10 protein-coding genes are annotated in these 13,758 nt (G+C 56.1%); 4 read left to right on the top strand and 6 right to left on the bottom strand.

Translation table 11 applies throughout. From position 1 onward, the window contains the following. Positions 1–149: 149 nt before the first annotated feature. A complete protein-coding gene (locus CWM52_RS15280) occupies positions 150–1,568 on the bottom strand; it encodes a glutamate synthase small subunit (protein ID WP_100684866.1) in 1,419 nt (472 codons plus the stop codon). 9 nt (positions 1,569–1,577) lie between these two features. Then, the gene (gltB, locus tag CWM52_RS15275) at positions 1,578–6,038 is read right to left on the bottom strand and encodes a glutamate synthase large subunit (protein ID WP_100684865.1); all 4,461 of its coding nucleotides are present in this window, start codon (positions 6,036–6,038) and stop codon (positions 1,578–1,580) included. Positions 6,039–6,709: 671 nt separating this feature from the next. Here gltB and CWM52_RS15260 point away from each other — a divergent pair. The 4 genes from CWM52_RS15260 (at position 6,710) to mtgA (ending at position 11,677) form a co-directional block, all read left to right on the top strand. Continuing rightward, a complete protein-coding gene (locus CWM52_RS15260) occupies positions 6,710–7,645 on the top strand; it encodes a TIGR01212 family radical SAM protein (RefSeq protein ID WP_100684894.1) in 936 nt (311 codons plus the stop codon). 84 nt (positions 7,646–7,729) lie between these two features. After that, positions 7,730–10,069, top strand: coding sequence for an aerobic respiration two-component sensor histidine kinase ArcB (arcB, locus tag CWM52_RS15255; protein WP_100684863.1), 2,340 nt, complete (start codon positions 7,730–7,732; stop codon positions 10,067–10,069). Positions 10,070–10,301: 232 nt separating this feature from the next. After that, positions 10,302–10,955, top strand: a complete 654-nt coding sequence (gene elbB, locus CWM52_RS15250; RefSeq protein ID WP_100684862.1) for an isoprenoid biosynthesis glyoxalase ElbB — start codon at positions 10,302–10,304, stop codon at positions 10,953–10,955. Then, positions 10,952–11,677, top strand: a complete 726-nt coding sequence (mtgA, locus tag CWM52_RS15245) for a monofunctional biosynthetic peptidoglycan transglycosylase (RefSeq protein ID WP_100684861.1) — start codon at positions 10,952–10,954, stop codon at positions 11,675–11,677. The genes elbB and mtgA overlap by 4 nt, the downstream gene beginning before the upstream one ends. 61 nt (positions 11,678–11,738) lie before the next feature. On the opposite strand, the gene npr is transcribed toward mtgA, so the two are convergent. The 4 genes from npr to hpf form a co-directional block, all read right to left on the bottom strand. After that, complete coding sequence (gene npr / locus CWM52_RS15240) at positions 11,739–12,011, bottom strand: PTS phosphocarrier protein NPr (RefSeq protein WP_004868176.1); 273 nt, start codon at positions 12,009–12,011, stop codon at positions 11,739–11,741. Continuing rightward, the gene (rapZ, locus tag CWM52_RS15235) at positions 12,008–12,862 is read right to left on the bottom strand and encodes an RNase adapter RapZ (RefSeq protein ID WP_004868172.1); all 855 of its coding nucleotides are present in this window, start codon (positions 12,860–12,862) and stop codon (positions 12,008–12,010) included. The genes npr and rapZ overlap by 4 nt, the downstream gene beginning before the upstream one ends. Positions 12,863–12,907: 45 nt before the next feature. Beyond that, positions 12,908–13,396, bottom strand: coding sequence for a PTS IIA-like nitrogen regulatory protein PtsN (gene ptsN, locus CWM52_RS15230; protein ID WP_015585655.1), 489 nt, complete (start codon positions 13,394–13,396; stop codon positions 12,908–12,910). A gap of 72 nt (positions 13,397–13,468) precedes the next feature. Then, positions 13,469–13,756, bottom strand: a complete 288-nt coding sequence (hpf, locus tag CWM52_RS15225) for a ribosome hibernation promoting factor (RefSeq protein ID WP_004868168.1) — start codon at positions 13,754–13,756, stop codon at positions 13,469–13,471. Between the last annotated feature and the right edge of the window lie 2 nt (positions 13,757–13,758).

Genomic DNA, 13,758 nt, shown 5'->3' with positions numbered 1-13,758 from the left:
CCCTCGGACCACCCTATAAAAGACTCTCATACCAACCGGCAAGAAAACCGTTGCCACCTTCACGTCAATTCCAGCCCCCATGCGCAAAAAGCCCGATGGTTTGCACCATCGGGCTTTATCTCATAACCGGTATAAACGTTTATCCGGTATTACACTTCCAGGTAGTTCAGGATCCCATCAGCCGCTTTACGACCTTCGGCAATCGCCGTTACCACCAGATCGGAACCGCGCACGATATCGCCGCCGGCAAAGATTTTCGGGTTACTGGTCTGGAACGCGTTTTCATGGCCTTCCGGCGCAATAATACGGCCCTGAGAATCCAGCTCAACGTTGTGCTTCGCCAGCCACTCCATGCTATGCGGGCGGAAACCAAACGCCATGACCACCGCATCCGCCGGGACAACGTGCTCGGAGCCCGCGACGATCTCCGCACGACGACGGCCTTTGGCATCCGGTTGACCCATCTCGGTACGCGCCATTTTCACGCCGCACACTTTGCCGTTAGCATTCACTTCCACGCCCAGAGGCTGAACGTTGAACTGGAACTCGACGCCCTCTTCGCGCGCGTTTTTCACTTCGCGTTTGGAACCCGGCATGTTTTCTTCGTCGCGACGGTAGGCGCAGATAACGTGAGTTGCGCCCTGGCGTACGGAAGTACGCACGCAGTCCATCGCGGTGTCGCCACCGCCAAGCACGACCACGCGTTTACCTTCCATATTGACGTACGGCTGGTGCGCCGTTTCGCCAAAGCCCATGGTCTGCCTGGTGTTGGCAATCAGGAATGGCAGCGCATCAAAGACACCATTTGCCTCTTCGTTTTCCAGCCCGCCGCGCATGGACTGATAGGTCCCCACGCCAAGGAAGACGGCGTCGTAATCTTTCAGCAGATCGTCAAGCTGAACGTCACGGCCCACTTCGACATTGAGTTTGAACTCAATACCCATGCCGGTGAAAATTTCACGGCGACGGGTCATCACCTCTTTTTCCAGCTTAAAGGCAGGGATACCGAAGGTCAGCAGGCCACCGATTTCCGGATGGCGATCGAATACCACCGCTTTGACGCCGTTGCGGGTCAGGACGTCTGCGCAGGCCAGTCCCGCCGGACCGGCACCAACAATTGCCACGGTTTTACCGGTGGTTTTCACGCCGGAGAGATCCGGGCGCCAGCCCATCTCGAACGCTTTATCGTTGATATAGCGCTCAATGTTACCGATAGTCACCGCGCCAAACTCGTCGTTCAGCGTACAGGAGCCTTCGCACAGACGGTCTTGCGGGCAGACGCGCCCGCAGACTTCCGGCAGGGTGTTGGTCTGATGCGACAGCTCTGCCGCTTCAAAAATACGTCCTTCATTGGCGAGCTTCAGCCAGTTAGGGATGTAGTTGTGGACCGGACATTTCCATTCACAGTACGGGTTGCCGCAGGACAGGCAGCGATCTGCCTGAGCTTTGGCCTGGCCTTCTGAAAACGGCTCATAAATTTCGACAAATTCAATTTTACGGATCTTCAGCGGTTTCTTTGGCGGATCAACGCGCTGTAAGTCGATAAACTGGTATACGTTCTGGCTCATCTGAATTCCTTACTGCGCCTGCACACGCAGCTCTGCTGCGCTACGACTACGGTGACCCAACAGTGCTTTAACATCGCTGGACTTTGGTTTAACCAGCGCGAATTTCGCGGCAAAAGCCGGCCAGTTGGCCAGGATCTCTTCGCCACGAGACGAACCGGTAAGCTGCACGTGTTCGGTAATCAGACCGCGCAGGTGCTCTTCATGGATAGCGAGAGAGTCAACGTCCAACACTTCCACCAGTTCCGGGTTCACACGTTTACGGAAATCGCCGTCTTCATCCAGGACGTAAGCAAAGCCGCCGGTCATCCCTGCGCCAAAGTTGACGCCGGTTTTACCCAGTACGCAGACGATGCCGCCGGTCATGTATTCGCAGCCGTTATCGCCGATGCCTTCTACCACGGTGATGGCACCGGAGTTACGCACCGCAAAACGCTCGCCTGCGCGGCCCGCTGCGTACAGACGACCGCCGGTCGCGCCGTACAGGCAGGTGTTACCGATGATGCTCGCTTCGTGGCTACGGAAGGAAGAACCTACCGGCGGACGAATGGCGAGCAGGCCGCCAGCCATCCCTTTACCCACATAGTCGTTCGCGTCGCCGGTCAGGTGCAGCTCCACGCCGCCGGCATTCCACACGCCGAAGCTCTGGCCTGCGGTACCGCTGAAGTGCGCGATAATCGGGTCTGCTGCCAACCCCTGATCGCCATGGGTCTGGGCGATATAGCCAGACAACGAAGCGCCAACGGAGCGATCGGTGTTACGGATATCGAACCAGAAGGTTTTGCTCTGCTTGCTGTCCACGAACGGTTTTGCCTGCTGCAGCAGCTGCGCGTTCAGCACCCCGTTATCAAACGGCGGGTTGCTTTCGGTGCAGTACAGCGCTTTACCTGGATGCGGCTCGGCGGTTTCCAGCAGTTTGCTCAGATCCAGCTTCTGCTGCTTCGCGGTAAAGCCATCCAGCACTTTCAGCAGGTCGGTGCGGCCAATCAGGTCCACCAGACGCTTCACGCCAAGCTCAGCCATCAGCTCGCGGGTTTCGCGGGCGATAAATTCAAAGTAGTTGGTCACTTTGAACGGCAGGCCGTGATAGTGATTCTTACGCAGTTTTTCATCCTGAGTTGCTACGCCGGTTGCGCAGTTGTTCAGGTGGCAGATACGCAGATATTTACAGCCGAGCGCAACCATCGGACCGGTGCCGAAGCCGAAGCTTTCTGCGCCGAGAATCGCCGCTTTGATGATATCAAGGCCGGTTTTCAGGCCGCCGTCCACCTGCAGGCGAATCTTATGACGCAGGCCGTTAGCCACCAGCGCCTGCTGGGTTTCAACGAGGCCCAGTTCCCACGGGCAGCCCGCATATTTCACTGAAGAGAGCGGGCTGGCGCCGGTACCGCCGTCGTAGCCGGCGATGGTGATAAGGTCGGCATAGGCTTTGGCCACGCCGGTGGCGATGGTGCCGACGCCCGGTTCGGAAACCAGCTTCACGGAAATCATCGCTTTCGGGTTGACCTGTTTAAGGTCAAAAATCAGCTGCGCCAGATCCTCGATAGAGTAAATATCGTGGTGCGGCGGCGGCGAAATCAGGGTCACGCCCGGAACCGAATAGCGCAGTCTGGCGATATACGGCGTGACTTTGTCACCCGGTAGCTGCCCGCCTTCGCCCGGCTTCGCGCCCTGAGCGACTTTAATCTGGATAACGTCGGCGTTGACCAGGTAAGCCGGAGTCACGCCGAAGCGGCCAGAAGCGACCTGTTTAATACGCGACACTTTATTGGTGCCATAGCGCGCCGGGTCTTCGCCGCCTTCGCCGGAGTTAGAGAAGCCGCCGATGCTGTTCATCGCTTCCGCCAGCGACTCATGGGCTTCCGGGCTTAACGCACCGATAGACATGGCGGCGGTATCGAAGCGTTTGAACAGCTCTTTGGCCGATTCAACGTGGTCGATGCTGATGGCGTCATCGCCAGGATTCAGCGCCAGCAGATCGCGCAGCGTTGCGGCCGGGCGTTCATTCACCAGATTCGCATATTGCTGATAGTCCTGGTATTCGCCGCTCTGCACCGCTTGCTGCAACGTGCGAACGACATCCGGGTTATAGGCGTGATATTCGCCGCCGTGAACGTATTTCAGCAGGCCGCCCTGATCCAGCGGTTTACGGACCAGCCAGGCGCGTTTGGACAGATTCAGCAGATCCTGCTGGAAGTCATCAAAGCCCGCGCCGCCGATGCGGCTGACAACGCCGAGGAAGCACAGGTCGGAAACTTCACGATGCAGGCCAACCGCTTCGAACAGCTTCGAGCAGCGGTAGGAGGCGATGGTCGAGATCCCCATCTTGGACATGATCTTGTACAGGCCTTTGTTGATGCCGTTACGGTAGTTCAGCATCACTGTACGGTAGTCTTTCTCAATGGCCTTGTTATCGACCAGTCTCGCCAGCGTTTCATAGGCCAGGTACGGATAGATAGCCGTGGCGCCGAAGCCCAGCAGCACCGCGAAGTGGTGCGGGTCACGGGCACTGGCGGTTTCAACGATAATGTTGGCATCGCAGCGCAGGCTCTTATCCACCAGGCGGGTTTGAATCGCGCCTACCGCCATCGGTGCCGGAACCGGCAGACGATCTTTCGCGATATTACGATCGGAGAGCACCAGCAGCACGGTACCGTTACGGACCATCTGTTCGGCTTTATCACACAGCGCTTTCACCGTGTCGGCCAGCGAGGTTTCCGCGGCGTTAAAGGTGATATCCAGCGTATCGGCGCGATAGTGCTCCTCTTTCATGGTGGTGAGCTGTTTGAAATCGGAGTACAGCAGGATCGGTGATTTGAAGCTCAGGCGGTGGGCCTGGCCTTCCGCTTCGCAGAAGACGTTCATTTCACGACCGATGCTGGTAGCCAGCGACATTACGTGGGCTTCACGCAGCGGGTCGATCGGCGGGTTGGTGACCTGCGCGAACTGCTGACGGAAGTAGTCGTAAATGATACGCGGCTGGCTGGAGAGCACGGCAAACGGGGTATCGTCGCCCATTGAACCGACGGCTTCCTGGCCGTTTTCGCCCAGTACGCGCAGGACGGAGTCCAGCTCTTCTGCGCTGTAGTTGAACTGTTTCTGGAAGCTGGCGAGGGTATCGTCATCCAGCTGACGGCTGCCGACGTCTTCGTCCGGCAGGTCTTCAAACGGCACCAGGCGACGGACGTTCTTCTCCATCCACTCTTTGTAAGGGTGGCGGCTTTTCAGGTCGTCATCGGTTTCCGCGGAGTGCAGAATGCGTCCGCCGCGGGTATCGATAACCATCAGTTCACCCGGACCAACGCGGCCTTTTTCGACCACTTCGTCAGGCTGGTAATCCCAAATCCCCACTTCTGAAGCGCAGGTGATCAGCTTGTCTTTAGTGATGACGTAGCGCGCCGGGCGCAGACCGTTACGATCGAGGTTACAAGCGGCGTAGCGACCGTCGGACATCACGATGCCCGCCGGGCCGTCCCACGGCTCCATATGCATGGAGTTAAAATCGAAGAAGGCGCGCAGCTCCGGATCCATATCCGGGTTGTTCTGCCAGGCTGGCGGGACGAGCAGACGCATGGCGCGCACGATATCCATACCGCCGGCCAGCAGCAGCTCAAGCATGTTATCCATGGAGCTGGAGTCGGAGCCCGTTTCGTTGACGAACGGTGCCGCATCGTGCAGGTCCGGAATTAATGGCGTCTGGAACTTGTAGGTACGCGCGCGCGCCCACTGGCGGTTGCCGGTGATGGTGTTGATTTCGCCGTTGTGCGCCAGGTAGCGGAACGGCTGCGCCAGCGGCCAGCGCGGCACGGTGTTGGTGGAGAAGCGCTGGTGGAACAGGCAGATTGCCGACTCCAGACGCAGGTCCGCGAGGTCCAGGTAGAAGCGCGGCAGGTCAGCCGGCATACACAGACCTTTGTAAATATTCACCAGATTCGACAGGCTGCAAACGTAGAAATCTTTATCTTCCTGCAAACGCTTTTCAATGCGGCGACGGGCGATGAACAAACGACGTTCCATATCGCGCGGGCGCCAGCCTGCCGGGGCGTTAACAAAAATTTGTTCAATACGGGGCAGCGAGGAGAGGGCGATTTCACCGAGAACCCCTTCGTTGGTCGGCACTTCGCGCCAGCCGACGATAGACAGGGTTTCACGTTGTAGTTCTTCTTCAACGATGCGGCGTGCCGTCTCTGCCAGTTCAGGATCTTTATTAAGGAATAACATCCCAACGGCGTAATTTTTGGCTAAACGCCAGCCGCGCTCTTCCGCAACGATACGGAAGAAACGGTCAGGTTTTTGCAGCAGCAAGCCACAACCGTCGCCGGTTTTACCATCGGCAAGGATCGCGCCGCGGTGCTGCATTCGGGCCAGTGCGTGTATAGCGGTTCGCACTACCTTGTGGCTAGGTTCGCCTTCTATGTGGGCGATCAGGCCGAAACCACAGTTATCCCTCTCAAGGGATTTATCGTACAACATATCAGTGAACCTCCCCAGGCTCTACGGGACACCCTCCGATACCGATTGCGCACGGGCACAGAAAGAGCATGGCGACGGGGTTTGCACCTCGCATTCGCCCTCTTTAAATCCTTTTCGCATCGGTACGCAAGTTTGAGGACTTGCTGTAAGAGGGAATCTCAATTACTGCATAAATATGATGAGCAGAGTGCTCATCCAGAAAGCTTCCAGCGGATTCCCAACTTATCGGGAATCCGCACTTACGTCAAATGGCAATCTTATTTATGCAAAAATGTGCTATACAGCATTTAACATCATGATTATTAAAATAATAGTTGCTTTTTAAGCGGTGCTGAAACGTAGCGGAAAGCATAATCTAGTGTGATCTGTCTCACTATATCGATAGCGTAACATTATCGTTCTGTGCTGAACTGCCCGTTTATCGCAGAGTATTTATCTGCTTGTTTCCTTTGAGGTGGTAAATAACACTGTTTTTGCCCTGATGAAGATAATGGCAAACCTGAGGTTAAGTATAAGGAAAACTCATCACAGAGTGAGTGAATGAAATTGCAGTTATCTTGAGTGTTTATGCAATGGGCTGAACGGCCGCGCTGACGATTGATCCAGGTCATCGCCGTCGGTGGCTAAAAATGGCAGGCTTGGCCCCTTTCTTCAGGCCGGTCTATCAGATTATGCAGTTACAAAAATTAGTCAATATGTTTGGTGGGGATCTTTCGCGGCGCTATGGCGAAAAGGTCCATAAACTGACGCTGCATGGTGGGTTTAGCTGCCCGAATCGCGATGGCACCCTCGGCCGCGGAGGCTGCACGTTTTGCAACGTCGCCTCTTTTGCTGACGAAGAGCAGCAGCACCACTCCATTGCTGAACAGCTGGCGCACCAGGCGCAGCGGGTTAATCGCGCAAAGCGCTATCTGGCTTATTTTCAGGCTTACACCAGTACCTTTGCCGAAGTTCAGGTGCTGCGCGCGATGTATCAGCAGGCGGTCAGTCAGGCCAGTATCGTTGGGCTGTGCGTGGGGACTCGTCCTGACTGCGTTCCGGAGGCGGTATTAGATCTGCTCAGCGGCTATCGGGAACAGGGCTACGAAGTGTGGCTGGAGCTTGGCTTACAGACCGCGCATGACAAAACGCTGCGGCGGATTAATCGCGGTCATGATTTTGCCTGTTATCAGCGCACGACCCGTCTGGCGCGAGAACGCGGGCTGAAGGTCTGCACACATTTGATTGTCGGGTTACCGGGCGAGGCGCAGAGCCATTGCCTGCAAACGCTGGAACAGGTTGTGGATACCGGCGTGGATGGCATCAAACTGCATCCGCTGCATATTGTCACCGGCAGTACGATGGCCAAAGCCTGGCAGGCGGGGCGGTTGACGGCGATTGCGCTGGATGAGTATACGGTCACGGCCGGGGAGATGATTCGCCACACCCCGCCTGAGGTTATCTATCACCGCATTTCCGCCAGCGCCCGGCGTCCGACGCTACTGGCCCCCCTGTGGTGCGAGAACCGCTGGACCGGGATGGTTGAACTCGACCGCTATCTCAATCAACACGGCGTGCAGGGCTCGGCGCTGGGACGAGCCTGGGTACCGCGCGCGGTTTTAGAGTAGTGGCGCCCGCATTTTTCGCACAACTTACAGCGTATTGCTCAGAATTGAGTATTATTGTGCGGAGTTGTCGCGAAGGAATCCCTTATGAAGCAAATTCGTATGCTGGCGCAGTACTATGTCGACCTGATGATGAAGCTGGGTCTGGTGCGTTTTTCCATGCTGCTCGCCCTCGCCCTGGTGGTGCTGGCGATTGTGGTACAGATGGCCGTCACGATGGTTCTGCATGGCCAGGTTGAGAGCATCGACGTTATCCGCTCTATCTTCTTTGGTCTGCTGATAACTCCCTGGGCGGTCTACTTTTTGTCGGTGGTGGTGGAGCAACTGGAAGAGTCGCGGCAGCGTCTTACCCGGCTGGTGGAAAAACTCGAGGAGATGCGTGAGCGCGACCTGCAGCTTAACGTGCAGCTCAAAGATAATATCGCGCAGCTCAATCAGGAGATTGGCGAACGTGAGAAAGCGGAAGCTGAGCGCGAGACGACGCTGGAACAGCTGAAAATTGAGATGAAAGAGCGCGAAGAGACACAAATTCAGCTGGAGCAGCAATCCTCCTTCCTCCGTTCTTTCCTTGATGCCTCGCCGGATCTGGTATTCTATCGCAATGAAGACAAAGAGTTTTCTGGCTGCAACCGGGCAATGGAACTGCTGACCGGGAAAAGCGAAAAGCAGCTTATCCACCTGAAACCTCAGGATGTCTATAACGAAGAAGCGGCGGTTAAAGTGCTGGAGACTGACGAAAAAGTCTTCCGCCATAATGTATCGCTGACCTACGAGCAGTGGCTGGATTATCCGGACGGGCGTAAAGCCTGTTTTGAAATCCGCAAGGTTCCTTACTATGACCGCGTCGGCAAGCGCCGTGGACTGATGGGCTTTGGCCGCGATATTACCGAACGTAAGCGCTACCAGGATGCGCTGGAGCGCGCCAGCCGTGATAAGACCACTTTCATCTCAACGATCAGCCACGAACTGCGCACGCCGCTTAACGGCATCGTGGGACTGAGCCGTATCTTGCTGGATACCGAGCTGAGCGGCGAGCAGGAAAAATACCTCAAAACCATCCATGTCTCCGCGGTGACGCTGGGGAATATCTTCAACGATATTATCGACATGGATAAAATGGAGCGCCGTAAAGTCCAGCTGGATAACCAGCAGGTCGATTTCACCGGTTTCCTTGCCGATCTAGAAAACCTCTCCGGCCTGCAGGCGCAGCAGAAAGGTCTGCGCTTCCTCCTGGAACCGACGCTGCCGCTGCCACATAAAGTGGTGACCGACGGGACGCGTCTGCGGCAGATTTTGTGGAACCTCATCAGTAATGCGGTGAAATTCACGCCGCAGGGGGGAAATGTCACCGTCCGCGTTCGCTACGATGAAGGCGATATCCTGCATTTTGAAGTGGAAGACTCCGGTATCGGCATTCCCGAAGCCGAGCAGGATAAGATCTTCGCCATGTATTATCAGGTGAAAGACAGCCACGGCGGCAAGCCTGCGACGGGCACCGGGATCGGTCTTGCCGTATCGCGTCGTCTGGCGCGCAATATGGGCGGCGATATTAATGTCTCCAGCCAACCGGGTCTGGGAGCCACATTTACGCTGACCGTGCATGCGCCGGCGGTGGCGGAAGAAGTGGAAGATATGCTGACTGAAGATGAGATGCCCCTGCCGGCGCTGAACGTGCTGCTGGTCGAGGATATCGAACTCAACGTGATTGTGGCGCGCTCGGTGCTGGAGAAGTTGGGTAACAGCGTCGATGTGGCGATGACCGGTAAGGCCGCGCTGGAGATGTTTAAACCGGGCGAGTACGACCTGGTGCTGCTGGATATCCAGCTGCCGGACATGACGGGCCTGGATATTTCGCGCCATCTTAAGCAGCACTTTGCCGCCGATGACCTACCGCCGCTGGTGGCCCTCACCGCCAACGTGCTGAAGAATAAAAAAGAGTATCTCGATGCCGGAATGGACGACGTCCTGAGCAAACCGCTATCGGTGCCGGCGCTGACGGCCATGATTAAAAAATTCTGGGATTCGCCGGAAGAGGATGAGTGTGAAATGCCGACCGTGGATGTGAGTAAATCGGCGTCCGTGCTGGATATTCCGATGCTTGAGCAGTATATCGAGCTGGTGGGGCCAAAGCTTATCAACGATGGCCTTGCGGTTTTCGAGAGGATGATGCCGGGCTATATGGCGGTGCTGGAGTCCAACCTGACCGCCCGCGACCAGAAAGGGATCGTCGATGAAGGGCATAAAATTAAAGGCGCGGCGGGGTCGATTGGCCTGCGGCATATTCAACAGCTGGGACAGCAGATTCAGACTCCGGACCTGCCGGCATGGTCAGATAACGTTGGTGAATGGGTTGAAGAGATGAAATCCGAGTGGCAGAACGATGTGGCGGTGCTGAAAGCATGGGTTGCGGCGGCACATAAAAAATGACCCCGGATAAACCGGGGTGCGCGAATACTGCGCCAACACCAGGGAACTGCTTGTTGCGCCAGAATTTTTAGAGATATTTTTACGTAGCGCAACCTGAGGATTTAGTTTGCTCGCTCATTAAGATAGCAAACCTTAAATTATTTGTTACGTGAATCAGTAAAATATGTGAAGCAATGCGTGTAAATCGAAATTTTTGACTGGTTTCAGCAAGTTGCACTAAGGAGCTGGCGGTATGAAAAAGATTGGCGTGGTATTGAGCGGCTGTGGCGTCTATGACGGAACGGAGATCCATGAAGCGGTTATCACCCTGTTAGCGATTGCCCGTAGCGGCGCACAGGCCGTCTGTTTCGCGCCGGATAAAGCGCAAACGGACGTGATCAATCACCTGACCGGTGAGCCGATGGCCGAAAGCCGCAACGTTCTGGTTGAGGCCGCGCGTATTGCCCGTGGCGATATCCAGCCTCTGGCCGCGGCCCGGGCTGAAGACCTGGATGCGTTGATTGTCCCCGGTGGATTTGGCGCGGCGAAGAACCTCAGCAATTTCGCTTCGCAAGGGGCTGAATGCATGGTCGATAGCGACCTGAAAGCGTTGACGCTGGCGATGCACGAGGCGGGTAAACCCCTGGGCTTTATGTGTATCGCCCCGGCGCTGTTGCCAAAAATTTTCCCGATCCCGCTGCGGATAACCATCGGCACCGATCTTGATACCGCTGAGGTGGTGGAGGAGATGGGCGCAGAACACGTTCCTTGTCCGGTCGATGATATCGTCGTCGATGAAGAGCATAAGGTGGTGACGACCCCGGCCTGGATGCTGGCGCAGAACATTGCGGAAGCGGCAAGCGGGATTGAGAAGCTGGTGGCCCGTGTACTGGTTCTGACTGCATGAGCGTGCGTTCGGCCCCGTTGCGAATGATTAAACGTCTTTTATTGCGCATTCTGCTGATTGCGGCGGCTTTTTGGGGCGGCGGCATCGCGCTCTTTAGCATTCTGCCGGTGCCGTTTTCAGCCGTGATGCTCGAGCGGCAACTTGGCGCATGGCTGAGCGGTAATTTTCAGTATGTTGCCCATTCCGACTGGGTCGGGATGGACGAGATCTCGCCGTGGATGGGGCTGGCGGCCATCGCCTCGGAGGATCAAAAATTCCCCGAGCACTGGGGTTTTGATGTCTCAGCGATAGAAAAAGCGCTGGCGCACAATGAACGTCAGGAAAACCGCGTGCGCGGCGCCTCCACGCTCTCGCAGCAAACGGCGAAAAACCTGTTCTTGTGGGATGGCCGCAGCTGGTTGCGCAAAGGGCTGGAGGCCGGGTTAACGGTAGGCATCGAGACGGTGTGGAGTAAAAAACGGATTCTGACCGTCTACCTGAATATCGCTGAGTTTGGTGAAGGGACGTTCGGCGTCGAAGCGGCATCACAGCGCTACTTTCATAAGCCAGCGAGTCAGTTAACCGCTTCTGAAGCGGCGCTTCTGGCGGCGGTATTACCCAATCCGATCCGCTTTCGCGCCGATGCGCCGTCCGGCTATGTTCGCAGTCGGCAGGCGTGGATCCTGCGTCAGATGCGTCAGCTAGGCGGAGAGGAATTTATGCAGGTGAACAGGCTGAAGTGAGGCGGCAGCGGAAACAATAGCCCCGGTCAGCGTCGCGCCGCCGGGGACGAGGCAGGAATGCTTAGTCTTCGTCAAAACCGGCGTTGAACAGCGCAATAACCGCCGCCAGCGCCTCGACTTCCTGCGGGCCGTTGGCTTCAATCTCGATTTGCCGACCTTTGGCTGAGTCGAGCATGAGTAGGGCAATCACGCTATTGGCTTCCGCTTCCGTCCCCTCGTCGTTGCGCAGCAGGACTTCCGCATCATAATTTTGCATCAGTTCAAACAGCTTCATCGCCGGGCGGGCATGCATCCCCAGCTTATTGGTGATTTCAACGATCTGCTTTACGGTCATGATTTGCGTTTTTCCAGCGTCCGATGGCGAGACTGCACGTTCTTACCGCGCGAGCGGAAGTAATCAGCCAGCTGTTCGGCAATGTAGACCGAACGGTGTTTACCGCCGGTACAACCAATCGCCACCGTCAGATAGCTGCGATTATTGGTCTCCAGCATCGGTAACCATAGCTCAAGATAGCTGCGGGTCTGGTAAATAAAATTGTGAACTTCCGTGTGTCGGTCGAGGAAGGCGGCCACCGGCTTATCCAGACCGGTCATCGGACGCAGTTTCGGATCCCAGTGTGGATTTGGCAGGAAGCGGACGTCAAAGACATAATCGGCATCAATCGGGATACCGTGCTTAAAGCCAAAGGATTCAAAGACCATAGTCAGCTCACGTTCGCGCTTGCCGAGCAGGCGGGTACGTAGCATTTCTGCCAGCTCATGTACCGACATCTCTGAAGTGTCGACGATCAGGTCGGCGCGGGAACGCAGCGGTTCCAGCAGCGCGCTCTCTTCGTCAATGGCGCTTTCCAGCGACAGGTTTTTACTTGAGAGCGGATGCAGACGACGGGTGTCGCTGTAGCGGCGGATCAGCGTATTGCGGTCTGCATCAAGGAACAGTAGCTGAGGGGAAAATGCCTCAGGCAGGTTTTTCATCGCCTGTTCAAAGATCTCTGGCGATTCCGGCATGTTACGCACATCAATGCTGACGGCGGCAGAGATGTTTCTGTCGGCCAGCGATCTCGCCAGTTCAGGCAACAGCACTACCGGCAGGTTATCCACGCAGTAGAAGCCCATATCTTCCAGCGCCCGCAGAGCGACGGATTTCCCCGAGCCTGAGCGGCCGCTGACGATCATCAGTACCATGTACCGTTTCTCCTCAGTACGATAAAGGGTAGGGGGCGACGGCGGTTATACGTCATCGTTGCTTCCTGCTTCGGTGATGATCTCATACAGCTCTTCATCGCTTTGCGCCGCGCGCAGGCGCCGGCAAATGGTTTTATCCGCCAGCCGTTTGGCAACCAGCGAGAGCGTATGCAGATGGGTTTTGGTCTGATCGGCCGGAACCAGAAGCGCAAACAGCAGATCGACCGGCTGGTTGTCGATGGCATCAAATGCGATCGGTGTCTCCAACTGGACAAACACGCCGACGGCGCGCAGCGTATCTTCTTCGAGTTTACCGTGCGGAATAGCAATCCCGTTGCCAATCCCGGTACTGCCCATTTTCTCGCGGGTGAGGATCGCCTCAAACACCACCTGCGGCGGCAAACCTAACTGTTTCGCAGCCAGCTCACTGATGATTTCCAGCGCGCGCTTTTTGCTCTGGCAGTGAACCTGGCTACGGGTACATTCCTGATTAAGGACATTGCTCAGTTGTAGAGCCGAATCGTTGTTCATCATAATTTCACCTGAGCGCGTCCCTTGCCGGCTACCGATAAAAGCCGGCAGCAGACAAGGGCGACGCCCGGACAATTAGTGTTGTTTTAGTTTATCTTTATGTTTTGTTAACTGTCTTGCCAGCTTATCGATGAGTCCATCGATAGCGGCATACATATCCTGCCCTTCCGCACTGGCATGGATTTCGCCACCGTTGACATGCAGATTGGCGTCCGCAATTTGCGTCACCTTCTCTACTTTTAACACAATATAGACCTGATTGATCCTGTCGAAAAACTGCTCCAGTTTGCTGAACTTCGCATTAACGAATTCACGCAGTGCAGGGGTTATTTCGACGTTGTGTCCTGTAATGTTGAGCTGCATAG

The sequence above is a fragment of the Raoultella sp. T31 genome (assembly GCF_002806725.1).
GTDB classification, from domain to species: domain Bacteria; phylum Pseudomonadota; class Gammaproteobacteria; order Enterobacterales; family Enterobacteriaceae; genus Klebsiella; species Klebsiella electrica.
Note: the sequence above shows the minus strand (reverse complement) of the source record. Positions and strands in the feature narration are given on the sequence as shown.

Bases quoted from the DNA above. Each gene is read 5' to 3' on its own strand.
- CWM52_RS15280 (WP_100684866.1), bottom strand. From the start codon at position 1,568: ATGAGCCAGAACGTATACCAGTTTATCGACTTACAGCGCGTTGATCCG.
- gltB (WP_100684865.1), bottom strand. From the start codon at position 6,038: ATGTTGTACGATAAATCCCTTGAGAGGGATAACTGTGGTTTCGGCCTG.
- CWM52_RS15260 (WP_100684894.1), top strand. From the start codon at position 6,710: ATGCAGTTACAAAAATTAGTCAATATGTTTGGTGGGGATCTTTCGCGG.
- arcB (WP_100684863.1), top strand. From the start codon at position 7,730: ATGAAGCAAATTCGTATGCTGGCGCAGTACTATGTCGACCTGATGATG.
- elbB (WP_100684862.1), top strand. From the start codon at position 10,302: ATGAAAAAGATTGGCGTGGTATTGAGCGGCTGTGGCGTCTATGACGGA.
- mtgA (WP_100684861.1), top strand. From the start codon at position 10,952: ATGAGCGTGCGTTCGGCCCCGTTGCGAATGATTAAACGTCTTTTATTG.
- npr (WP_004868176.1), bottom strand. From the start codon at position 12,011: ATGACCGTAAAGCAGATCGTTGAAATCACCAATAAGCTGGGGATGCAT.
- rapZ (WP_004868172.1), bottom strand. From the start codon at position 12,862: ATGGTACTGATGATCGTCAGCGGCCGCTCAGGCTCGGGGAAATCCGTC.
- ptsN (WP_015585655.1), bottom strand. From the start codon at position 13,396: ATGATGAACAACGATTCGGCTCTACAACTGAGCAATGTCCTTAATCAG.
- hpf (WP_004868168.1), bottom strand. From the start codon at position 13,756: ATGCAGCTCAACATTACAGGACACAACGTCGAAATAACCCCTGCACTG.